This is a genomic window from Melioribacter sulfuriphilus (assembly GCF_052656625.1).
The window spans coordinates 86,432-110,499 of sequence record NZ_JBQXXK010000008.1 but is presented as its reverse complement, the minus strand read 5'-3'; the positions used below and the strand labels follow the sequence as shown (position 1 = coordinate 110,499).

The following is a 24,068-nucleotide window of genomic DNA, read 5'->3' as shown; positions in this document are numbered from 1 at the left end:
TCAATTTTGCACGGGATTATAAAAAAATGAAAATGTTTTACTGATTGAATTTGGTCTTTTATCTTTCGTGTAACTAATTATTTTCCAGTAGTACTTAATATAAGGTTTAAGATATATTTTATCAGCTTTTACAGTATAAATTGTATCGGGTTTGACATCGAAAAGAGAAATGCTATTTATCATTCCCCCGTTCTCGCTCGTCTGTATAATCAAATCGTATGAAGCTGGGGCAGAAGCAGCTTTAAATACAAATTTATCCAGCCAAATAACAGTTGAATTATCTTCGGGATAAAGAAGAATAGGAGCATTGAGTACGTAATCTGAAACAGCGTCGGTACCGTTGCTTTTGAGTCCTCCTTTGTCAACGCTTACAATTTTGTAATAATATTTTTTCAAAAGTTCAATGCTATTAGTATCAAGAAAATAATTATTTGAAGAAGCTTTAATGGGTGAATGATTGTTAATTGAAAAATTGTCCACGGTGTCTCTAAAGATCTCGTAATGACTGATGTCGCTGTCGTAAGCAGGTGACCACGAAACTTCGATTTCTGGTTTCCCAGCGCGGTTGTAGCCATAAACAAATAAGTAAACTGGATTGTAAGGAGGGAATATATTCAAGGGGCGAGCTGACACTGTATTGCTGAAGTTGCTAATGTTGCCGTAAATATCCTTTGCAGCAATACGATAAAAATATGTTGAGTCGTAATCGAGATTCCTATCGATATAATAATTGTTTGAAGTAAAAGCTATATTGATAAAGTTAGATGTATCGTTAATGCTGCGGAATACCAGGTAGCCATCAATATCGGGCTCATTATTTTTACTCCAGGATAAACCAACCAGACCATCGAAAGCTGAATAGACTCCAAACTTTATCGGAGGAAGAGGTGGTATAGATTCTCCGCCAGGCTGTGTAGGTTCGTTCTCTCGGCAAGCTACAGTCAACAAAATTGTAATTGAAAATAATATGTTTTTACAACTCCTCACTATATCCCCTTTCGGGAACAATTACGGATTTGAATCCTGCATTAAGCAGCTTTGATTTAAACGGTATTTGTTGTTCCAGTTCACCGTGTACCAGAAATATATTTCGAAGTCGACTTTTATCAAAACGCGATACGTAATTAAACAGTTCGTTTGTATCGGCGTGGGCGCTAAATGAATCCATGACTATTACTTCGGCGTTGAGCTGGTATTCATCGCCGAAAATATTAACGGGCGATTGTTTTTCGGCAATTTTTCGGCCAAGTGTATTTTCTGCAGTATAACCGACGATTAAAATTATATTGTCCGGGTTCTCGATGTTATTTGCTAAGTGGTGCAAGATTCTTCCGGATTCGCACATACCGGAGCTCGAGATTATCATGCATGGACCAGAAGTCGTATTGAGCTTTTTTGAATCCTCAACATCCTTAATATAAGTCAATTTATCGAATCCGAAAGGGTCTTTGTGATCGATTAAAAATTGGCTGATCTCAAAATCGAAACATTCGGGATGAAGCCTGAAAATTTCTGTCGCGTTAACCGACAATGGACTGTCTACATATATTCGTATTTCAGGTGCCATTTTATTCTCGAATATTCGATGAATAGCATAAACAAGTTCTTGGGTTCTGCCGACACTAAAGGCCGGTACTATTATTTTTGATTTCCTTTCCCAGGCTAATTTAATAACTTCAGCTAATTTTTCTTCAGTATGTTCTGGATTGTCGTGCGTTTTGTTACCATAAGTCGATTCACAAATGTAATAGTCAACATCGGGAATTTTTTCCGGGTCTCTTAATATAGGTAAATTTGGACGGCCGAGATCACCCGAAAAGCCAATCTGTTTTAATGTCCCGTTTTCATTAATTGTAAGGAAAAGCGATGCTGAGCCGAGAATATGTCCTGCGTCGAAAAAAGTCAACTTGATTCCTGGCACAATCTCAAATTCACGATGATAATTTATTCCGACGAACAATTCGAGCGTTTGTCGGGCGTCGGTTTGAGTATATAAAGGTTCGAATAAATTTTGTCCCCGTTTCTTTCTTTTTTTATTTACGTATTCGACATCTTTCTCTTGTATATGAGCGCTGTCCAAAAGCATGATTGACGCCAGATCACGAGTGGCAAATGTGGAAAAGATTTTGCCGTTAAATCCTTTTTTTACCAGTGTAGGTAAATTGCCTGAATGGTCGATATGAGCGTGAGTTAGTATTACAAAATCGATTTCTGCCGGATTGAAAAAATCAAAAGTGCGGTTGAGTTCAAATGCCAGTTTCCTTTTACCTTGATAAAGTCCACAATCAATTAGAAATCTTTTGCCGCATGCTTCGATATAATGCATTGAACCGGTTACGGTTTGAGCTGCACCAATAAATTGAATTTTCATGATATTCCTTATCTTAGAAGATTTCGGTTGTTACATTCTGATAACTTTATAATTCTTATAACCGTAATAAAATTCTTTTGCCGCGGTTTTGATTACCGTGGCGGTGGGCACCGCAAGCAGCATCCCAATTATTCCGAGCAACTTGCTGCCTATTAAGATTAATATAATTATTCCCAGCGGATGGATGTCCGTACTCTTGGAAAATAAGTTTGGCTGAATAAAGCCGTTGTCCAATGCATAGACTGCCAGGAACATTAATATTATTTTAGGTAGCATCGAAAAATCTCCAAATTGTACTACTGATATTAATATTGCCGGCAGTCCACCAATAATCGGACCGAAATATGGTATAAGATGTCCTACGCCTGCTACAAACCCAATTGAAGCTGAATTGTTGATTCCGAGTATTGCCAGGCCCAGACCACTCATAATCCCTACAATCATGGCATCGAATATCCAGCTTCTTACATATTTGCTGAGCTGAAGCGATATTTTTCTTATTACCCAGTATGATACTTCGAAATATTTATTCGGCATTATATTTATTATGCCTTTTAGTAACAGTGTACTATCCTTCAATAAAAAGTAAGTAACAAACGGTACAATTATTAAAATTGCTATTACAGCAAATAAACTTTCGACGATATTAGTAAGATCACTGATCCATACATTAAACATTCCTTGCAAATCGGCACTTATTTTTTCGGACAGATTAATCGGTCTGAGGAAGGGGAGAGTGCTATGTATTACTTTTTCAACTTGTCCTAATGTATTATCCAGATTTTCTGGAGTCATTAGGTTAATTACTTGTTTCATCTGGTGAACAATTTTGGGAAGTATTATTGAAATTCCAAATATGCTAATTACGCCTGTCGATACAAAAACAATCAACACGGAATATGTCCTTTTAATTCCTTGAGCTTCGATAAAATCCACAATCGGTTTAAATATCATCGAGAGCAATAGTGCGATAATTAGCATAATCCAGATTTCTGCAAAAGTATAGAGAATAAATGCTGCAATCGATATGGTAAGAATCCAGGTAAATAAAGTAGTTAGAGAGTATGTATGTTTGTTTTCCATTTATAATTTCAAAAACGAATTATCTTTCCCAAAATATCGTTAAAAAGAGGAATTATTCAAACTAAATTGTCCATTTTAATTATATTTACAGATAAAAATTTAAAAAAATTAGGAGAAAAAATGTCTGAAATTGCATTATTGAAAAACCTGAGAGAAAAAGCTTCTCAAAAGAAGCGAACCATAATATTGCCGGAATCACACGACGAGAGAGTACTAAGAGCGGCTGAGATAATTACAAAGGAAGGCATTGCCTCAGTTATAACGCTCGGAAACGAGGAGAAGATACGTACACAGGCGTTGGAATTAAAAATAGATTTAACCGGCATAAGAATTATCGACCCGGAGAGGTCAGATAAGTTAAGTGATTTTGCTAATATATTTTATAATTTGAGAAAACATAAGGGGATAACAATTGAAGAAGCTCGTGAGACTGTCAAAAGAGATATCTTCTTTGCAGGGATGATGGTCAGAGAGGGGATGGCTCACGGAAGTGTAGCAGGTTCTGTTGCTACAACTGCAGATGTTACACGTGCTGCAATCTTTTGTGTCGGTTTGAAAGAAGGGATTTCAATTTTATCGAGTTTCTTTTTGATGGCTTATCCCGATAAAGTTTATAGTTTCGCAGATTGCGCAGTTAATCCCGATCCCGACCCAAATCAACTGGCAGATATTGCCATTTCGACTGCAGAGAATCATAGAAAATTAACTGGCGAAGAACCGTATATTGCCATGCTTTCGTTTTCAACAAAAGGCAGCGCTGAACATCCACTTGTAGATAAAGTGAGAACTGCAACGCAACTTGTACGGCAAAAAAGACCCGATTTGAAAGTTGACGGCGAGCTCCAATTCGATGCAGCAATTGTTGAATCAGTTGGTAAGAAAAAAGCGCCTGGCAGTGAAGTTGCAGGCCGTGCTAATGTACTGGTTTTCCCCGATTTAAATGCAGGCAATATTGGCTATAAAATTGCTCAAAGATTAGGAGGTGCTGAGGCTGTTGGTCCAATTAATCAGGGAGTAAAAAGACCATTCTTTGATTTATCGAGAGGATGTAAAGTGGATGATATTGTGAATACTGTTGCAATTGCCTGCCTTATGGCTGATTAACTTTTTGCGCTGTCCCTTCTTGCAAGAAGGGACAGCAACTTTTCATAACGAATATTTTATTCCGATTTCTAAACCTTGCAATTCAGACAAACCTTTTAATCTTCCGATAAAGGAGTAACCTGGATAAAATTTTTTATTCCGAAGTTTTTCAATTTCTCTGTCAAAATCTGTCGTTTTTCCATGGTCGGGTCTCATGGGCATACGGTAATTTTCTATTCCATTTTCCATTCTTCGTTTTTGTTCAAGCAAAAGAATTTTTACTACGTTATACATGTCCACCGACCCTTCCAGATGATTGTTCTCTCGAAAATTTCCATCAGCGTCGATAATTACATTTCTAAGGTGAACAAAATTAACACGGTGAGCTAATTTAGCTGTTATTTCTGTTACGTTATTTTGAACTCCCGATCCGAGTGAACCTGTACAGAGAGTGATCCCGTTAGAAGTGGAATCTACACTGTTTATTATTTCGAGAAGATGGTCGCATGTGCTTACTACTCGAGGCAATCCCAGCAAAGGACGCGGAGGATCATCCGGGTGAATTGCCATCAGTATCCCATTTTCTTCAGCGACTGGTATTATTTCTTTCAAAAAGTCTTTTAAATTTTCAAGGAGGGTAATGTCATTAATTTCTTTGTAGTCATCTAGTGCTTTTTGGAACTCGTCAAGTGTATAGGCTTCAAGAGAACCGGGCAAGCCGAGCAAAATTGTGTCAACGAGTCGTTGCTTTTCGTTGTCATCGATACTAGCAAAATACTCTTCAGCTTTTTTGATAATATCTTCAGAGTAATCTTTTTCAGCACCTTTTCTCTTTAAAATGAAAAGATCGAATGCCGCAAAAACGTGAGATTCGAATCCCGAGACGATTGCTCCGTCCTCAGTATGTATTTTTAGATTTGTACGCGACCAATCGAGTACAGGCATAAAATTATAACAAACTCTTTTAATGCCACACCTGGAGAGATTAATCAGGGAAGTTTTATAGTTCTCAATCAATTGCCTGTAATTTTTTTTCTTCTTTTTAATGTTTTCGTGTACTGGCAGACTTTCTACAACTTCCCAGCTCAGCCCTGGTTTTTCAATTTCATTTTTTCTTTTTAATATTTCTTCCTGTGGCCAGACTTCGCCAGTGGGAATATGGTGTAGTGCTGTAACAATTCCAGTAGCTCCTGCAATTTTAATGTCATCAAAAGTAAGTGGGTCGTTAGGCCCGAACCACCGCCACGAATAGATAAATCCGATTTTATCTTTAAAGTCCATCATTTATACTCCACTGAAAATACTAAATCCGCCGTCAACTGGAATTACAGTGCCTGTAACAAATTTAGAGGCATCGGAAGCCAGCCAGATTACAGTTCCGACTAATTCTGCAGGGTGACCGAATCTTTTGAACGGCGTCATTTTAATAATTGATTTCCCTCTATCGGTGAGGGAACCATCTATGTTTGTAAGTAAAGTACGATTCTGATTTGTAATTAAAAATCCTGGCGCAATTGCATTTACTCTCAAGCCGTCACCAAATTTCAAAGCAAGTTCCATTGCCATCCATCGTGTAAAATTATCCACAGCTGCTTTGGCAGCAGAATATCCAGCAACTCTCGTAATTGCTCTTAAACTTGCCATCGAAGAAATATTAATAATTGAACCGCTGCCATTCCTTGCCATTGGCAGTCCAAATTTTAACGTTGGCAATACTGTGCCGTGTAAATTTAAGTCGACAGCCTTTTTAAAATTTTCAAAACTGAGGTCGAAAATATTTTCTTCGGGCTTTAATGTAGCTTCGGGAAGATTGCCACCGGCTCCATTTATCAGGACGTCGATCTTACCGTATTTTTTGAGTACTTGTTCTTTTGCATTTTCAACGTCAACTTCTTTCAATACGTCACATTTAATATAATCGATCTTTCCGAGTTCTTTAAATGAATTACAGATTTGTTTTAGTTTTTCTTCGTTTCTGCTGATAAGTATTACATTTGCGCCGCATTTAAGGAGACCTTCTGTAATTGCAGTCGCAATTATACCGCTGCCTCCAGTTACTAAAATTACTTTTCCTTCGATACTAAAAAGTGTATTTATATATTCCATTAGATGTAATCCGAATTAATTGTGAATTTTCAATAAATTTTTGAATAAAATAGTTGATATCAAATATAGCTAAACCGATTCAATAAGACAAAATTAGAGTAAATTTATAAAATTATTTTTGCATCAGTGCTCAATACTAATACAAGGTGAAAAGATTTTTTATTCTGGTATGGCGTTATTGTCAAAAATTTATAGATGAAGACATAAATTTATATACCGTTTTCGGGAAAAGGAACTCTGCCAGAAAATTTATTAACAAAATTAAAGGCGGGCAATTTGAATCTAAGGGGATTGTTTCTCAGATAGAACAGAATTAGAGGCCGTCAGCACAGCAGGTTAAAAGGTTTGGGATTCTAATTCGATCGGAACTGAAAAACGTAAGGGTTAATACTTACATCCTTTAGTAAAGATTAAGAAGCCTGATTTCTCACAGTTTGAAAGTAATTTTTTATATTCTTTACCGCTTTCAATAAGCAGATAATTAATTATGAAGGGATATTCGATACTATTTATTTTATTAGTCTCGAATATCATTCGTAAATTTAATTTGCGAGGTTGTTTTAGCAGGAGTTTAGTAAATCATTGGTTGATTCAAGTTATTATATCGTAATGTGAAGAATTAGTTACATAAAACGAAATAAACATATTGAAAGCTTATCATTTGATTTAGTTGAGCTTAGCAAAACGGAATCAAAACGCAAAATCCAAAATTAAAATAGATAAAAGTTACTTTCGCAACCAGGTATATTAGCAATCTGTTGTAATATAATGCTGTAACTAATTTAGTTGTTCAATAAAAAGGTAGAAAATTGTAATACTATCAATATGGATTGCAGTACAGCACTGTTAACCATCTTAATTCTTAAGCTAACCCGAGAAAAATGTCTAGAATTTAAGAGCAAACTTAAGACTTGAAATTCAATCCTTTCCAGATATTCAGAAAAAAATTTTTTTCTTTCGATAATCATTGCAGCTGTAAAATTCAAATCAACATGACTTACAGGACATGGCATTGAGTAATAAGATTTTTGAACATCTGTAAAAAGCATCCGTTATTCGATTACAAAAGGTTTGCTCTACTTAAACAGTTAAGTAATTTCTTTGTTTTAATGATAAAATTTTCTTGACATCTTGAACGAATTTCCATAATATTGAAACGGTACAATGAATATTGTAACAATTAAAAAACGGTTTAATTTCGGTTAATCACTTATAATAGGGTATTGAGGGAAATGTTATTCTAGATAACAAAAATAGAAATTCTTATAGAGTAGTAATTTTTCAAAATAATAATTAATAAAGCGGGGAGTGTTATGAAGATAATTTCTAAAGTTATTTTTACTATCCTATTCTTATTAACCTCAATAAATATGACTCAAGCTCAAGGGAAGGGTCGAATTATTGGAACCGTAATCGACTCAACTACGAACGAGCCTTTAGTAGGAGCAAATGTTCTATTGGTCGGGACAAGTTTGGGGTCGGCAACTGATTTAGAAGGTAAGTATGTAATTGCACAAATTGAGCCGGGCACATATAAAGTATCGTTCCGTTACATTGGATATGTGTCCAAAGTATATACTGTTGAAGTTCAGGCAAACAGAACAGTGCAGCTCGATGTTGCTCTTACAACGCAGGCAATTGAGGGTCAGGAAATTATAATTACAGCTCAAGCACAGGGACAAAAAGCTGCAATCAACCAACAATTGACATCTAATACAATCAAGAATGTAGTCTCAGCAGAAAAAATTCACGAATTACCCGACGCTGATGCAGCAACGGCGCTGAGCAGACTGCCAGGTCTATCGTTGATGAATGGCGACCAGGTTGTTATAAGAGGAGTTCAGGCAAAACAGAATCTTATATTAATTAATGGTATTCAACTGCCATCAACCGACGTCAATACACGCGCCACAAATCTTGGATTTATTTCCGCCAATATGCTTGCCGGTATTGAAGTAGTTAAAGTAGTAACGCCTGATATGGACGCAAATGCTATTGGTGGCGTTGTCAATTTAAGACTACGCGAAGCTCCTTCCGGTTTTCATTTCGACATGCTTTCTCAGGGAAGTTTAAATCACCAGGATAGGACATATGGTAATTACAGATTTTGGGCAAGCGTAAGCAACAGATACTTCGATGATAAACTTGGGGTCTTTATTCAAGGAAACGCTGACAGATTTGACGACGGTTTAGATATGATCTCCTCAGGGTATGAAAGATATGAATTTTTACCTTACGGAGAATCTCCTTACCGTCTGAATAATTTTACATATTCAGATCAACAAAATATAACATCTACATACGGTGGAAGTATAATACTCGATTATAAATTGCCCGCCGGTAAAATATTGCTTCAAAATACTATTTCGAGGGGATTGAACGACAATGCAACTCACAATACTCAACTAGACTTGCAAAACAATAGAGTTATCTATTCACTTAACAGAGACAAATACAAGAGGACATTGTTAGCCAATGCGCTTCAGTTAGAATATAATTTCGGCGATATAAAAGGAGAATTTACGCTTTCTCATTCATTTAGTGATCGCAACACCGATATAAGATATGGCGATCCTGGAGATAATACTAATTTTGCAAATGCTGCTGGTGCCCCATTTGGCTATGATGAAAATGGTAATAAAATTTCATATTCTAATTTAAGAAATACTATCACACCTGCCGAAATATTAAATATTGAGATTGACCCTGCTGACTATCAGGGAGCCGATATATCTGATTGGGCAGTAATTCGTGAGGTGGCTTTCAAACAACATATATACAATACTCAACTCGATGTTACTATTCCTGTTTCATTTACATCCGAATTTTCAGCAACTTTTAAGGTCGGCGGTAAATTCAACAGAACCACACGTTCAAATGACCTGAATCGCTGGTACAAACGAACAGGCGATGAAGATTTCTATGCTAATGTAAGAGATTTCATTCCGGGTAAAACACTCAGTAACCAAAATCAACTTCTCTTTACCGATGTTCAGAATAAAGATTACTCAAGAGGGAAATATTTCTTGAATGGCGATCACCCCTATAACTATGCATTTAACATCGGAATGCTTGACGACTTCTATACAAGAGCACGTTCAGGGTGGGGGCAAGCTGTTCATAAAGATGGGACAGTTTCGGATGATTTCAGTGGTGCTGAAATTTTCTCAGCAGGATATTTAATGGGCACTTTAAATCTTGGAACGAAACTATCAATGATATTGGGTGGCAGATACGAGTATTACAACATGAACTATAATGCTACTAATTTTTATGTAACGCATCCCGTTGACGGAAATGGTAGAATTATTGATACTCTCCATACGGTTGACAGAAATGATAACAACTTTTTCCCCAACGCTCAAATTCGTTACAAGTTTACTAATTGGGCTGATATAAGATTGGCTTATTCAAAAACAATATCACGACCCGATTTCCGGGCAATACTTCCAAATGTTTACTTCTCACCCGGTCTTACAAGTCGTGCAGGAAATCCCTATTTAAAACCTGCAGTATCGACAAATTACGACCTCTATTTGTCATTTTATAACAACCAAATTGGTTTGTTTACAGTTGGAGGATTTTATAAAGAAATTCATGATGTATTCTTCCAGACTAATATCTACTATCAAAATCTTTCTTATTATGGTGTTAGTTTCCCTGACTCTTTATTCTGGGTATCTCAGGGAATTACTCCTCCTGCAAGATCGGATAGAGTTGATACATATATTAACAATCCTGATCCAGCAAAAATAAAAGGTCTTGAGTTTGACTGGCAAACAAACTTCTGGTATTTGCCGGAACCGTTTAATTCGCTCGTTTTGAATATCAACTATACAAGAGTATGGTCTGAAATGGATTATCAACAACTAATTAATCAAGTAATCCGCGAAGAATATATTGATCCAATTACCGGCAGAAAAAAATTCAGAGAAAATTATGTGACTACGGATACAATAAGAACCGCTCGTTTGATTAATCAGGGTGACGATATATTGAATATTGCGCTCGGTATTGACTATAAAGGATTTTCCGGACGTATTTCTTTCAATATGCAGGGGAATGTAATTACTTCTGTAGGCCAGAGACCAGAAGAAGACCAATTCACGGGGAATATCTACAAATGGGATTTCACAATTAAGCAACAACTGCCTATCGAAGGCTTAAGTATATCTTTGAGTGGTATTAATATATTCCATAATCCAATAAAAAATTATAGAAAATTCCGAAGGACAGTGGACGGTCCTATTTTTGATAACGAAGCATCCACGTTATATTCACCAAGGGTATTCGAACTTAACTTAAGGTACACACTCTAATGTGCCTTATATGTTGGTGTAAAAAATGAATACCATGGGGAAGTTATTTAATCATACAACTAATTATTAGGAGGCATGCTATGAAGAAATTATTTTTCTATTTCTTAACTCTATTGCTGCTCTCGTATTCTTCTTCTTTTGCTCAAAGCCTTATGGATTATGTCGAAGAAGTAAGGGGCGATACTCTTGTTATCAAAGACTTTTACGACTTAAACGAGGCTAACTCGCTTACTAATGCTATAACCTTAGACACCGAGGCTCCTGCAGGCAGAGTTTACATGCTCAAGACGGCTGGCTGGTATCCTCTATCTGCTACTCTTACAACTCCTGCTGACAGGCCAACGGTAATTGTTGGAGAAGATGATGACATTCTGGTTCAAAGACAAGCTGCACCGCCGATTATATCCGGATATTCCGACGAGGGTGGCTCCAGTCCAGGCGGTATAACATGGAGTCATGATTTAACTGTAAAAAATACGAGTATTATTTGCGGTGCTCCAGATGGAACCTATGGCTGGGCATTTTTTAACTCTGGTGCTTCAGACCGTAAAGTTGTTTTTCAAAATAACATGATGGAGCATAACTGGTGGGTTTTTGTTCAGTCTAATGCTAATTCGGGTACGAGGCTATATTTCAAAGACAACTATTTTGTCAATATGAGTGGGCGTGCATGCCGTCGTAATGGAGGTGTATACGATAACGTAGATAATAATACGGATACTATCTACGTCGAAAACAATACTCACGTTATGGCTCAAGGTTATATTTATAAATTCAGAAATTATCCTATTAAATTTATCTACGTAAATCATAATACTTTCATCAATTGTTCGAACGTAATTTTTGAAACTCAGGGTGTTCAAAGTAACGCTATCGTTGCCAATAACATTTTTGTTAATAGTAACGTACAACCTTTCAGACCCAATATGACAGAAGATCTATCGGAACAAGCTTATGACGGTCAACCACAGGGCATTATCGACGTTGCTGTTCTACCAGAGAGTATGGAGCAAGTCCCTAGAAAGTGGCTGGTTGAAGCTAACCTGGTTTACTGGGATCCTAGAGTTGCAAATCTGGCAACGGAAGCAAATAGTATGGCTGTTAATGGATTTACCACATGGATGAATCAGGCTATGAAAATGAACGCCCGTACAAAGGCACTTTTCGACGATAATACAAATTATCCATATTTAACAGAAGGTAAGTGGTACGAAAAATTACCAAACTTTACAAATCCCGCAGACCTATTAACTGACCAGGTAGATGTTCTTAAAGAATTCAGTCTTGCAACTATTGATACTACAAGCACAGCAGTAATGCCTTTCTGGAGAGTAAACAGTACTGGAACAGAAAACTTCATTTATTCCGATTGGCCAATTCCTATCGACCTTTCTTACAGTGATGCAGATCTAAAAGTTGGCGGTACCGATGGATTACCTCTTGGTGATTTGAACTGGTTCCCAGATGCAAAAGCCAATTTCATTGCAAATCATTCCAAATACTATTCTGACCTTGTTACTGCATTGGCAGAAGGTCATACTGTAACTTCAGTCAAAGAATTAGGTGGTATGCCGACTCAATTCGAATTATCTCAAAATTATCCAAATCCATTCAACCCGACTACGGTTATTACCTTTACTTTACCAGAGCCGAGTAATGTTACTCTTAAGGTATATAATGCTCTGGGACAGGAAGTAGCAACTCTGGTTGAAGGTTACAAAACTGCACAGAAATACGAAGTTACATTTGATGCTTCCAATCTTGCCAGCGGCTTGTATATCTACACCTTACAGACTGATAATTATAAACTGTCCAAGAAAATGATGTTGATCAAATAATAATAACTTTCTAATCGTAAAACCCCGATAATTTTTATCGGGGTTTTATTTTTATTAAATTCACATTATCAAATAATTAGTCAGCGTTTTTGAAAGTCGTCATATCGATTCCCGAACAGGAGAAAATTTATGCGTTATTTTAGATACTTATTTCTTTTAGCAGTGGGGGCAATTTTACTCAGTGGCAGCATATCAGCATTTACATTTTCCTCAAACGACTCAATTGTTGTAACATATGCCGATAAATATACTTTTACTATTTCTGAACTAAATAAATATATAGTCGATTGGTTATATGACAAAAAATATAAAAATAGAGAAGATGTATATCGTAATGCTCTACATGATATGCTGATTAATCAGTTAAAAAGGATGGACTTTTTTGATAGAGGTTTGGGAAACGATACTAATTTAATCAAAAGTATAAGCCGTATAGTAAATGAAGGATTGGTTACAGAATACTTCAAATCTCAGTACCTAAATAAATACACTACTGAAGAAGCAGTGAAAAATGTTTATAACACGATAGGTAGAAAAGTCGTTTATAGACAAATAGAACTAATAAAGAGTGAGAACATTGCACAGCAGCAACTCGATTCGTTAGAGAAGAAAGCCATACAGATAAAATTGGAAATCGAAAACGGGAAAGATTTTAACGAACTAATTAAAAAATATTCCTCGAATAACAATCCAATTACTCAGCAAGTCGATTGGAAACAAGCACTCCTTGATCCGGTAGCAAATGTCGTATTTAAATTAAATGAAGGAGATGTGCGAATAATAAATACACCTAGTTCTCTTAAAATAGTTGAAATTACGGAAGTAAAACATGTGACTGTAGAACCTTACGATGTTGCTAAAAATGAAATTTCAACGTACCTGAAAAATATTTCTTACGCACCTGCATACGAGGAATTTGAAAATGACAAAATGAAATTAATCGATGAAAATAAAGTATGCTGGGATACTACTGCCTTAGAACAAATTGCTTCCTGGTCAAATACACCTGATTTTTATAAAGACAAATATTCACAAGTAATCTCAGAAGAAATTAAAAAAGGGAATAACAAAATCATTTTAAAGTATGACGATCTTTCGGTTGATTACAAAAAGTTTGTTTATCTGTTAGACAACATTCTGATTCTTAACAATAATGGAAATATTACAATTGAAATATTGAAGAATTTTCTGCTTGAAGCTGTGAGAACAGATATGATTGTAAAGAAAGCTGAGCGCCTGAACCTAAAAGAAAAAATTTTCAATGCATTTACAGACGATATTGTATTAAAGAATCAAATAGTTTATCTATACAATCAGGCAGTAATTGAATCGAAAATCCCGCCGGCTACGGATGGGGCTATTTACGATTTCTACTTAAAGCACCAGAACGATTTATATTACCAGCTTGAAAAAAGAAATATTTTAGTTATGGTCTTTACTTCAAAAGAAGAAGCTGAAGAGGCTTATAAAAAAATTAATGACGGAATTCCATTTGAAAAAGTTAAAAGTGCCTATCTGGTAAAGACGTATATTAAAGAACGTAACGGAGAAATTAGGTCTTTACAAAAAGAAGAAAAACCTTTATTTGGAAAGGTAGCATTCACATTAAATGAACTGGAAGTTACAAAACCAATTGAATTTACAGAAGAAAATCAAAAAAAGTATGCCCTTATTAAGTGCTATAAAATCAGACCAGAAAAGCAATTAACTTTTGAAGAAGCCAAAGGTTCAGTCATTGAAGACTATAAAAATTATCACAGAAATGAGATTAAACAAGAGGTTGAAAAATATTTAATGAAAAAATACAATCCTGTGGTTAACGAAAAGGTATTGAAAAAATTAATCGACGGCATTTCATAACTCATTTAATCTTTTTTCTACTGAAAAAATTTATTCAGATTTAAGTGATGAACTGTTTTATTGTAAAAAAATCCGTTAGATTGTAGAATAATAATCTGTGAATAATTTGGACAATAAAAAATACATTCAAAAGAAGGTATTAGCGGATAGTAAAAATTTTACTCCCGAACAGCTATCTAAAAAGTATAATCTTTCCATAAAAGAAATCAAAGAAATATTAAATTCATCATCACATAAGTATCCTAAATGGTTTTACGTAATCCTTGTAGCTATTCCGATTATATTTTTAGTTCTATTAGAATTATCACTCAGAGCCTTTGATTACGGATATAATCTGGAACAATGGGTCGATGCCGGCAACGACAAGCTTATAATTAATCCAGAAATTGGCAGAAGATATTTCCCGAGTGGCAATTTTGTTCCGAATACAATTGAAGATATGTTTGACCTCCATAAAAAGCCAGATGCGTTTAGAGTGTTTGTGCTGGGCGGAAGCAGTGCCCAGGGTTACCCCTTTAATCCGATGGGAGCTTTTTCACGTTATATTCGCAAAAGATTGGAGCTTGTATATCCTCAGGCGAAAATTGAAATTGTCAATATCAGTATGACAGCAGTCAATTCATATACGATTCTGGATTTATTACCAGGAGTATTGGAACAAAAACCGGACTTAATATTGATCTATGCTGGACATAATGAATACTACGGTGCTCTGGGCGTTGGTTCCGTTGAGTCGTTCGGTACATCTCGGAATCTGGTTAAGTTGATGCTATTTCTAAATAAATTCAAAACAACACAATTGTTGAGAGATGCAGTCAATTCAATACTATCCTTATTTTCTTCAGATGATAGAAAGTCGCGTGGCACTCTTATGTCGGAAATTGCAGAAAATAAGTTAATCCCGATCGATTCAGAAGAGTATTTTAAAGGCGTGGAACAGTTCAGAAATAATTTAGATGAAATTTTACAATTAGCCAAAGAAAAAGGAACACCTGTAATATTAGGAAAGCTTGTATGTAATTTGAAGGACCAAAAACCTTTTGCGTCAATAAAATATCGTGGAAATAAAACTGCCATCGAAATTTATGAAAATGCAAAAAAGGAATTGGAAAAAAATAATTTTTCAAAAGCCGAATCGTTATTTGTGCTGGCTAAAGACCTGGACGCTCTCAGATTTCGGGCTCCTCAGGCATTGAATGAAGTTATTGATCAGCTCGGAAATAAATATAAAGTTGCTGTTGTACCTCTTGATTCAGTATTTAACAGCGTGAGTCCCTTTAAAATAGTTGGTGACAATCTCTTTGTTGATCACCTGCACCCGAATTTGCAGGGTTATCAATTGATAGGAAAATCATTTTATGATTATATGTACAAATACGGTTACTTGAATTCGCTCGGCAAAGAACAATTTCCATATGAGAAACAGGACAGCATCACACTGGCAAATTTTGTTTTCACTCCATTGGATTCTGTATTGGGTATTTATTATGTAAAACTGTTAAAGTCGGATTGGCCTTTTACCCAAAAAAGGAGAGGAAAATTTAATCAGCATGATTTAATGCGAATATTGAATCCAAAAGATTTCATCGATTCAATTGCCGCAGCAAGAATTGAAAACAAGATATCATGGGTCGATGCGCACTTAATAGCAGCGACTTATCATCTTAGAAGAGATGAAATTAAAGACTACCTTAAATATATGGATGTAATTATTTATCAATATCCAATTCTAAAAGATCTCGACGGTGCTCTAAGATTTTTTTATGCACAAAATAAAATTAATCTAAACGATTATACACCACGTAGAAACGGATTGATGGCTCTCTATATCGGCAACTACGACAATGCAATCAGATATTTGAAACTGGCTGATAAATCGGAGCCTGGTAACTCGGTTATTTTATATAATCTGGCATTAGCTTTTTATAAAAAAAATAATTTCGACTCAGCCACTGTTTATATTAATAAATCCTTAAGGCTAAACCCGCACAACAAAGAAGCAGTGGAGTTAAATAGGCTAATTAAAAAAAATAAAAATAGTCGTATCTCATTTCCTGGAGCACAATGAAAGGTAAAAGAATTTACTTCATTTTGTTAGCACTTTCTATCTCGATAATCAGCTTCGAAATAGTATCGACTCGTATATCATCAGTAATTTTCGTCAGCAACTATGCATTCTTAATCCTATCGCTTGCTATGTTAGGTATTGGCCTGGGAAGTATATATGCACATTATAAGATTAAGAAAAACGATGCAGAAGAAATTATTTTATTATTGAAAAAGTTGATTGTAACTTTGAGCCTTTTTCTTATACTGTTTATCTTATTGATAACGCTCTTCAAAATAACTAATCCATATTTTTACTTCTTGCTGCAAACCATACCATTTCTATTGGCTGGTATTATTTATTCACAAATTTATAAAGTATTTTCATTAGAGGGTTTTCGATTATATGCCTATGATCTGGCTGGAGCAGCCATTGGTGCGGCAATATCAATTATCCTTCTTGATTATCTCGGAGCTCCAAATAGTGTATTGTTCATTTCTGTAGTATTGCTGTTGACAACGATAAATATATTACCCGGTAAATTATCTCCGAAGGGTAAACTATTGAGTAACATCTTTTTATTATTGTTCGTGGTGCTGCTTCTTATTAATAGAGAAGCTAAACTGCTCGGGGAAATTCCGATAGGATATTATCCCGAAAAAGATTTTTATTTTGTTTATCCAGACGCAAAATATATTTCCGAAATTGAAGAAAGCAGATGGAGCATCAACGGTCGTTCGGATCTAGTTAGGTACAATAATCAAGATATAGTTAAACAATTATTTGTGGACGGTTCAGCAGGCTCGCAAATGTACCGCTTTAATGGCGATGTTAAAAATCCCGGTAGTAAACTTGGCAAACTCTTGGTACAACATTCCACTTCAATTCCTTTTTTATTTCTCAAAGAGAATGAAAAAAATAAGATGCTTGTAATAGGACCTGGGGGAGGAAAGGAAATTTTAATAGGTTTAATCGAGGGAGTTAAAAATATATACGGAGTTGAAGTTAATTCAGATTTTGTTCAGATTGTCAAAGATTATAAAGACTACAACGGTGGTATTTATACCGATTTTGATAATGTCACTATTAAAGTAGATGAAGGGCGTAACTTTATTAAGCGCACTGATGAATATTTCGACATAATAGTAATGGCCCTACCTTCCACAGAACAATTACAAAATATTGATAACCTTGCATCAAACGAAAACTATTTACTTACAGTAGAAGCTATAAAAGATTATTTAAACAAACTATCCTTATCCGGTAAGTTGATTTTTACGTTACATAACAGATGGGAATTAATCCGACTATTGGTTACAGCACTCTATGCGTTTGAAGAAATGGGTATTGATAATCAGGCTGCGTTAAATCACTTTGTTATAATTGGACAGGATTATGCACCTACTCTTGTAATAAAAAAAATGGCATTTTCACAAGAAGAAATAAATGATATCAAAAATACCGCGCAAAAAATTCCTCGTAGTTTACCGCAGGTAACTTATCTTCCATACAGTTGGGATAAGTTAGAAAAATCGCCAGAAAATCAATTCTTGCTGGCAATCAAAGAGAATACCTATTCTGTTGATGATTTAATAAAAAATGATAAATATGATATATCTCCTGTACGAGACGACAGTCCATTCTTTTATAAGATAAACCGCGGTGTACCCGATGATTTTGAGAATCTTTTTTTAGGAATCTTGATTATCGGTTTCCTATTTATAACTATTCCCTTAGTTAAAGTAATCCGAAATAATAAAGAAAAAATAAATCGGACAGTGCTTCTTTTCGCGCTTCTGCTTTTTGTTTGCATAGGAGCAGGTTTTATGATTATTGAAATTGCTTTGTTTCAAAAATTAATTCTTTATCTGGGTGTCCCTACGATATCGTTATCTGTTTTGCTCTCATCTATGTTGATTGGAATGGGATTAGGAAGTTTTTACAGTCATAAGATAATCAAAGAAAAAATTTATCATCGTTTAATTATTATCTCTTTACTGATTATCGCATATGGAATATTATTATTCACAACTTATTCTTCAATACTGAGTGGAGTAGTTGAATTAAGTCTATTTTATCGGGCTTTAGTAATTTTTATTTTATTACTACCTTTAGCTTTTCTACTTGGCTTCCCGTTTCCCACAGGAATTCAGTTACTTAAACAAAATAGTCTTTCAAACTACATCCCGTGGTTGTATGGTATTAATGGTATTATGTCCGTAACAGGCTCAGTCTTAGCTGTAATCTTATCAATGACGTTTGGATTTGCAGTGTCTTTTATGGTAGGTTTATTTTTCTATTTAGTTATAACTCTTGGTGCATGGAGAGCAACTTGCAATAAATAATAACTGGAGAGGTAAAATGAAAAAATTATTTCTTCTTATGGCGATGTTATTTTTAAGTCAATTTACACTATGGTCTCAGACATTGAAAATCAATGAAAAAGAATATTTTGAAACTCGTGGTGTGAATTTATTGGTTTTCAGCAATCAATATACAGGCTACTTTTTTGACGAAAAAACCGCAGGTATCGAATTGATCCATCATGGAGTCAGAACTGCTACAGGAGGTGCTGTGCGTCTTCAGCCCACACCAGAACAGTGGGACCAGATACCGATGGTTGTTGAGAGAAAAGTAGATAGAGAGAATAACGCAATAGAAGTCTTACTGAGATACAATGAGTTCGACTTTAATTCCAGAGTAAAGGTCGAAGCGTACGAAGACGGTGTTCTTATAGAAGTAATTTTGGACGAACCTTTACCCGAAAAATTAGTAGGGCACGCCGGTTTTAATATGGAATTTTTACCTTCGGCTTATTTTGAAAAAACCTATTTAATTGACGGTAAGCCTGGAGTTTTTCCTTTGTATCCGACCGGTCCGGTTAAAGTCAAATCAATCGAAGAAAAAATTCCACAATTTGCAGGCCATTCTACTTTTGACGACAGGGGACGCAGAGAATTTATCGAACCATTGCCGATTGCTGAGGGTAAGGTTATTGTTCTCGCTCCTGAAGATCCTGAACGCCAAGTAACTATTAAATCGCTTACGGAGAAGCTAATGCTTTTTGACGGCAGAAACTTGGCTCAAAATGGCTGGTATGTTGTAAGGTCGTTATTGCCTGCAAATAAGAGTGGAGTAGTTTTAAAATGGTTCTTAAAAGCAAATTCAATCAAGGATTGGATACGTGAACCAGTAATTACGTATTCTCAAGTTGGATATCACCCCGATCAGAATAAAATTGCTGTTATCGAACTGGATAATAACGATACACCACTTGAAAAAGCTGCTCTTTATAAAATTGACGAAAGTGGAAATACAAACCTCGCCTTAGAAAAGAAAGTTGAACAATGGGGTGAGTTCCTCAGGTATAAATATGTTACTTTTGATTTTAGTGACATTAAGGAAAGCGGATTATACTGTATTAAATATGGAGAATTAACAACCAAACCTTTCCCGATAAGCAAGGATGTTTATAAATCAGCTTGGCATGCTACGCTGGATGTATGGTTCCCTGTCCAGATGGACCATATGTTTGTCAACGAAGCTTACAGAGTATGGCATGGCTTACCCAGCCGGGACGATGCGCGACAGGCTCCCGTTAATCATGTCCATTTTGATGGCTACCGTATGGGACCCAGTACAGATACTAAATACAAACCCGGCGAACATATTCCAGGACTCGATGTTGGTGGTTGGTTCGATGCGGGTGACTTTGACATTCAAACTGGGCATCATTGTACCGCAATAATGAGCTTTGTCGATAGCTGGGAAAAGTTTCAAATTGACAGGGATCAAACTTATATCGATCAAAAAATTAAATATACTGATATTCATCATCCCGACGGGAAACCCGATTTGTTGCAACAGATTGAACACGGCACGCTACAACTTGTAGCTCAACATAAATCTGTCGGGCATGCCTTTAGAGGGATTGTTGTGCCAAATCTTCATCAATATCACCATCTCGGTGATCCATCTACTATGACAGACAATTTGATCTATAACCCCGAGATGGGTGTTAATGAAAATGATGGCAAATACAGTGGAGTTAATGACGACAGGTGGGCATTTACAGGTAAAGATACTGCATTGAATTATTCCTCAATAGCTGCATTGGCTGCTGCATACAGAGCCCTGAAAGGATTCAATGATTCGCTTGCCAGTGAAGCATTGTCGATAGCAGAAAATGCATGGATTAAAGAACATAATGAATCTGGCTGGGAAATAAAAGATTCCGGCAGGTTTGCATTGAACAGAATTAAAAGTGAAATCGATGCAGCATTGCAATTGTTGATTTCAACCGGCAATAATAAATATAAAGAACGATTTGAACAGCTGATTTGGGATGCTCTCGATTTATCACGTATTCTTTATATCGAACCTGCTGTAAAAGCCATTCCATTTTTCAACGATCAGTATAAAGAAAAGCTCGTTCCGTACGTACAAAAATATAAAGCGGAGTGTGACGAATTCTTTAAGGAAAATCCATACGGAGTATTAATTGGAAGGCGCCCCTGGGCAGGCAACCATGAATTAATAAGCTGGGCAATCACAAATTATCATGTCAATAGAGCATTCCCCGAGATTATGAGTCCCGAATATACATTCAGAGGATTGAATTATATTTACGGCCTTCATCCTTCATCGAACATTTCCTTTGTTTCGGCAGTAGGAGTTCACTCAAAAAAAGTGGCTTATGGAGGAAATAGGGCTGATTTTACTTTTATTGCCGGCGGTGTTGTTCCTGGATTATTAATGTTGAAACCGGACTTTCCCGAAAACAAAGAGGACTGGCCTTTCCTCTGGGGCGAGAATGAATATGTAGTTGATATTTGTGCCGAGTATATCTTCCTCGTTAATGCGGTCGATAATTTATTGAACGGTAACTAAATTTATATGGGCTGTCGCATTATAATGGGACAGCCCATTTTTTAATATTCGCCTTTTAAAGCAATTGCATAAATTTGATAAATGTCATTCCGCTCCAATTTCCTCAATGTGCCGAGTGGTGCTTGTAATGCAGCATTATCTGCAAGTTTTGAAAGATCGGTTTCCTTAATACCGAAATCTGTTAGTTTTACCGGTGCTCCAATCAACTTATAATATTCTACAATTTGTTTTATTGTCTGTGTACCTTCATTTATATCTTCACTGAATACTTTTTTACCGAGTTTAATTAGCTTTTCATTTATAAGATTAATGTTATAATGCATCCAAGCAGGAAACATAACAGCCAGGCCAGCTCCGTGAGCAATGTCATAGAACGCTGAGATCGAATGCTCGATTGAATGAGTTGCCCAATCACCATAATTTCTGCCAGCTCCGACTATTCCATTTAATGCCAGAGTGGCAGCCCATGCTAAGTTTGCGCGAGCGTTATAATCATCCGGTTTTTCAATTAGTATCTTTGTACTCTTTATAATAATTCTTATTAGGCCTTCTGCAAGTTCATCCGGTAAATCTGTCTCTGGAGTGCCATCAAAATACAATTCAAATATATGAGAAAGCGCGTCAATAGCACCATATACTGTCTGTTCTTTTGGTAGTGTAAATTGTACTGTCGGATCGATTATCGATACTTTCGGATACGAAGCCAATCCGGCTGTAAATGCCCACTTTTTATTCTCCGATTCATTTGTTATGACTGCGTAGCCATTCATTTCAGAGCCCGTTGCTGAAAGGGTAAGTATAGAAAATATAGGCAGGGAATTTGTTAGCTGAACTTTTCCTTCGAATGCATCCCATATATCGCCATTATAAATGGCTGCAGCACCAATTGCTTTTGCCGAATCAATTACACTGCCACCACCTAATGCTAAAATGGCTTCGATTTTATTTTCTTTAACATAACTCGCTGTTTCTCGCACAAAACTCAATATGGGATTCGGTTTAACTCCTCCTTTTTCGATATATCGGATATTATTTGCTTTTAACGATTCAATCACTTTATTGTAAACTCCGTTTTTGAAAATAGAGCCTTTACCATATAAAAGAAGAACGGATTTAATATTATAATTTTTTATTTCATTCCCTATCTTTCCAATTGTTTCCCGCCCAAAGATAATTTTAGTAGGATTTTGATATACAAAATTATTCATACGGTTAACCTCCGGATTAGTTTATTAATTATTCGTGCAAAGATAAAAAAAGTGTCATAAAATGAATAATTTGGTAGGAAAATACGATTTAATAACGACTAAAGTTTTATCCTCTTTAAGAATTTCAATCAAAAAATGATTTGATTTTATGAGGATATAAAAGTATTTTTGGATGTTTTAGAAGAGTATTAAACCGTTTTAATTTGGGGAGCTCAGAGCAGGTATCTTAAATGAAGAAAATAACCATCGTAGATGTAGCCAAAAAAGCAGGGGTATCTAAAGGAACCGTATCAGCTGTTATTAATGCTAAGAATACTGTAAAACCAGAAACACGCGACCATATCCTCCAGATAATGAAAGAGCTTAACTATAGACCCAAAGGAGTTGCACGTAATTTAAAAAATGGCAATCAGGATAAGGCTATCGGAATTATAATTAAAGACTTGAATTATCCTTTCTATACTGCAATTGCTTCAGGGGTTAAAGAATATGCAAATTCAAAAGGTTATTCGGTTGTAGTTACAAGTTCCGAAAATAACCATGAATCCGAAATTAGATTTTCTCATATGTTTTCGGCTAAAGACATTAAGGGTGCAATTATTGCTCCGATTGTTGAGGGAAGTTCAGAAATTGAGCATTTATTTAAATTGAAGATGATTAATTATCCTTTCGTCCTCCTGGAAGATGTAAGAGGTATTCAGGCAAATGTAGTGGCCATTGATAACCAGAATGCAATAAAAAAGGCTGTTAAATATCTGATTGATTGTGGACATAAAAAAATTGTCCACTTTGCTGGGCCGCCTCAGTCTTCACATACACAGGAACGAATTGAAGGATTCAAACAGGCATTCAGCGAAAGCCCTTTGATTTTAAGAGACGATATGATCGTTTCGATCGGTTCGAAATTCGAAGAAAGCTTTGGAAAAACAATCGAATATTTTAAAAACCGTAAGAAAGAAAATTATCCCACCGCAATTGTATGTTTTAACGACCAGCAGGCTTTAGGAGTAATGATGGCACTCAAGGAACTACGAATAAAAGTGCCAGAAGATATTTCCATTGTTGGTAACGACGATATTTATTATGCTCGCATCTATCCGGTTCCGCTGACTACAATAAGAGCACCTCAACATGAAATAGGAAGAAAAGCTGCTGAAATACTGATTAGAAATATTGAATCGAATGTTTTATTGCCCCCGGAAAAAGTCGTACTCGAGACCGAACTTATCATTAGAGAATCTACAAGAGTATTGAACGGATAAT

14 protein-coding genes are annotated in these 24,068 nt (G+C 35.8%); 8 read left to right on the top strand and 6 right to left on the bottom strand.

All coding sequences use genetic code 11. The features are described 5' to 3' along the window. Genes ACUN8G_RS11665 through ACUN8G_RS11655 form a run of 3 tightly spaced genes read right to left on the bottom strand, consistent with a single transcriptional unit; the run spans window position 1 to window position 3,454 of the window. Window positions 1–987 carry a fibronectin type III domain-containing protein gene (locus ACUN8G_RS11665; protein WP_437347210.1) on the bottom strand — a complete coding sequence of 329 codons (987 nt, stop codon included), beginning with the start codon at window positions 985–987 and terminating at the stop codon, window positions 1–3. Further along, entirely contained in the window at window positions 974–2,371 is a 1,398-nt protein-coding gene (locus ACUN8G_RS11660) for an MBL fold metallo-hydrolase RNA specificity domain-containing protein (RefSeq protein WP_437347211.1), read from the bottom strand. The genes ACUN8G_RS11665 and ACUN8G_RS11660 overlap by 14 nt, the downstream gene beginning before the upstream one ends. Before the next feature lie 30 nt (window positions 2,372–2,401). Beyond that, window positions 2,402–3,454 carry an AI-2E family transporter gene (locus ACUN8G_RS11655; protein ID WP_437347212.1) on the bottom strand — a complete coding sequence of 351 codons (1,053 nt, stop codon included), beginning with the start codon at window positions 3,452–3,454 and terminating at the stop codon, window positions 2,402–2,404. Window positions 3,455–3,574: 120 nt separating this feature from the next. Between ACUN8G_RS11655 and pta the strand changes: the two genes are divergently transcribed. Beyond that, a complete protein-coding gene (gene pta / locus ACUN8G_RS11650) occupies window positions 3,575–4,558 on the top strand; it encodes a phosphate acetyltransferase (protein ID WP_437347213.1) in 984 nt (327 codons plus the stop codon). A gap of 42 nt (window positions 4,559–4,600) precedes the next feature. Here pta and uxuA read toward each other — a convergent pair whose 3' ends face one another. Further along, the gene (gene uxuA, locus ACUN8G_RS11645; RefSeq protein ID WP_437347354.1) at window positions 4,601–5,818 is read right to left on the bottom strand and encodes a mannonate dehydratase; all 1,218 of its coding nucleotides are present in this window, start codon (window positions 5,816–5,818) and stop codon (window positions 4,601–4,603) included. Between the two features lie 3 nt (window positions 5,819–5,821). After that, window positions 5,822–6,643 (bottom strand): SDR family oxidoreductase, encoded by an 822-nt coding sequence (locus tag ACUN8G_RS11640; RefSeq protein WP_437347214.1) that lies wholly within the window; start codon window positions 6,641–6,643, stop codon window positions 5,822–5,824. Window positions 6,644–7,956: 1,313 nt separating this feature from the next. On the opposite strand from ACUN8G_RS11640, the gene ACUN8G_RS11635 reads away from it, so the two are divergent. The 6 genes from ACUN8G_RS11635 (at window position 7,957) to ACUN8G_RS11610 (ending at window position 21,597) form a co-directional block, all read left to right on the top strand. Then, entirely contained in the window at window positions 7,957–10,962 is a 3,006-nt protein-coding gene (locus tag ACUN8G_RS11635; protein WP_437347215.1) for a TonB-dependent receptor, read from the top strand. A gap of 80 nt (window positions 10,963–11,042) precedes the next feature. After that, window positions 11,043–12,800, top strand: a complete 1,758-nt coding sequence (locus tag ACUN8G_RS11630; protein WP_437347216.1) for a T9SS type A sorting domain-containing protein — start codon at window positions 11,043–11,045, stop codon at window positions 12,798–12,800. A gap of 129 nt (window positions 12,801–12,929) precedes the next feature. Further along, window positions 12,930–14,660, top strand: coding sequence for a peptidylprolyl isomerase (locus ACUN8G_RS11625; protein WP_437347217.1), 1,731 nt, complete (start codon window positions 12,930–12,932; stop codon window positions 14,658–14,660). A 106-nt stretch (window positions 14,661–14,766) separates the two neighbouring features. Beyond that, the gene (locus ACUN8G_RS11620) at window positions 14,767–16,728 is read left to right on the top strand and encodes a GDSL-type esterase/lipase family protein (protein ID WP_437347218.1); all 1,962 of its coding nucleotides are present in this window, start codon (window positions 14,767–14,769) and stop codon (window positions 16,726–16,728) included. Beyond that, window positions 16,725–19,052: a spermidine synthase family protein gene (locus ACUN8G_RS11615; RefSeq protein WP_437347219.1), complete on the top strand. Its 2,328-nt coding sequence runs from the start codon at window positions 16,725–16,727 to the stop codon at window positions 19,050–19,052. Before ACUN8G_RS11620 ends, ACUN8G_RS11615 begins: the two co-directional genes overlap by 4 nt. Before the next feature lie 16 nt (window positions 19,053–19,068). Then, window positions 19,069–21,597: a glycoside hydrolase family 9 protein gene (locus tag ACUN8G_RS11610; RefSeq protein WP_437347220.1), complete on the top strand. Its 2,529-nt coding sequence runs from the start codon at window positions 19,069–19,071 to the stop codon at window positions 21,595–21,597. Between the two features lie 41 nt (window positions 21,598–21,638). On the opposite strand, the gene ACUN8G_RS11605 is transcribed toward ACUN8G_RS11610, so the two are convergent. Further along, the gene (locus tag ACUN8G_RS11605) at window positions 21,639–22,805 is read right to left on the bottom strand and encodes an iron-containing alcohol dehydrogenase (protein ID WP_437347221.1); all 1,167 of its coding nucleotides are present in this window, start codon (window positions 22,803–22,805) and stop codon (window positions 21,639–21,641) included. Between the two features lie 230 nt (window positions 22,806–23,035). Here ACUN8G_RS11605 and ACUN8G_RS11600 point away from each other — a divergent pair, with 230 nt between their 5' ends. After that, window positions 23,036–24,067, top strand: a complete 1,032-nt coding sequence (locus ACUN8G_RS11600) for a LacI family DNA-binding transcriptional regulator (protein ID WP_437347222.1) — start codon at window positions 23,036–23,038, stop codon at window positions 24,065–24,067. Window position 24,068: the final 1 nt, after the last annotated feature.

Bases quoted from the DNA above. Each gene is read 5' to 3' on its own strand.
- ACUN8G_RS11655 (WP_437347212.1), bottom strand. From the start codon at position 3,454: ATGGAAAACAAACATACATACTCTCTAACTACTTTATTTACCTGGATT.
- uxuA (WP_437347354.1), bottom strand. From the start codon at position 5,818: ATGGACTTTAAAGATAAAATCGGATTTATCTATTCGTGGCGGTGGTTC.
- ACUN8G_RS11615 (WP_437347219.1), top strand. From the start codon at position 16,725: ATGAAAGGTAAAAGAATTTACTTCATTTTGTTAGCACTTTCTATCTCG.
- ACUN8G_RS11610 (WP_437347220.1), top strand. From the start codon at position 19,069: ATGAAAAAATTATTTCTTCTTATGGCGATGTTATTTTTAAGTCAATTT.
- ACUN8G_RS11635 (WP_437347215.1), top strand. From the start codon at position 7,957: ATGAAGATAATTTCTAAAGTTATTTTTACTATCCTATTCTTATTAACC.
- ACUN8G_RS11605 (WP_437347221.1), bottom strand. From the start codon at position 22,805: ATGAATAATTTTGTATATCAAAATCCTACTAAAATTATCTTTGGGCGG.
- ACUN8G_RS11660 (WP_437347211.1), bottom strand. From the start codon at position 2,371: ATGAAAATTCAATTTATTGGTGCAGCTCAAACCGTAACCGGTTCAATG.
- ACUN8G_RS11630 (WP_437347216.1), top strand. From the start codon at position 11,043: ATGAAGAAATTATTTTTCTATTTCTTAACTCTATTGCTGCTCTCGTAT.
- ACUN8G_RS11640 (WP_437347214.1), bottom strand. From the start codon at position 6,643: ATGGAATATATAAATACACTTTTTAGTATCGAAGGAAAAGTAATTTTA.
- pta (WP_437347213.1), top strand. From the start codon at position 3,575: ATGTCTGAAATTGCATTATTGAAAAACCTGAGAGAAAAAGCTTCTCAA.
- ACUN8G_RS11600 (WP_437347222.1), top strand. From the start codon at position 23,036: ATGAAGAAAATAACCATCGTAGATGTAGCCAAAAAAGCAGGGGTATCT.
- ACUN8G_RS11625 (WP_437347217.1), top strand. From the start codon at position 12,930: ATGCGTTATTTTAGATACTTATTTCTTTTAGCAGTGGGGGCAATTTTA.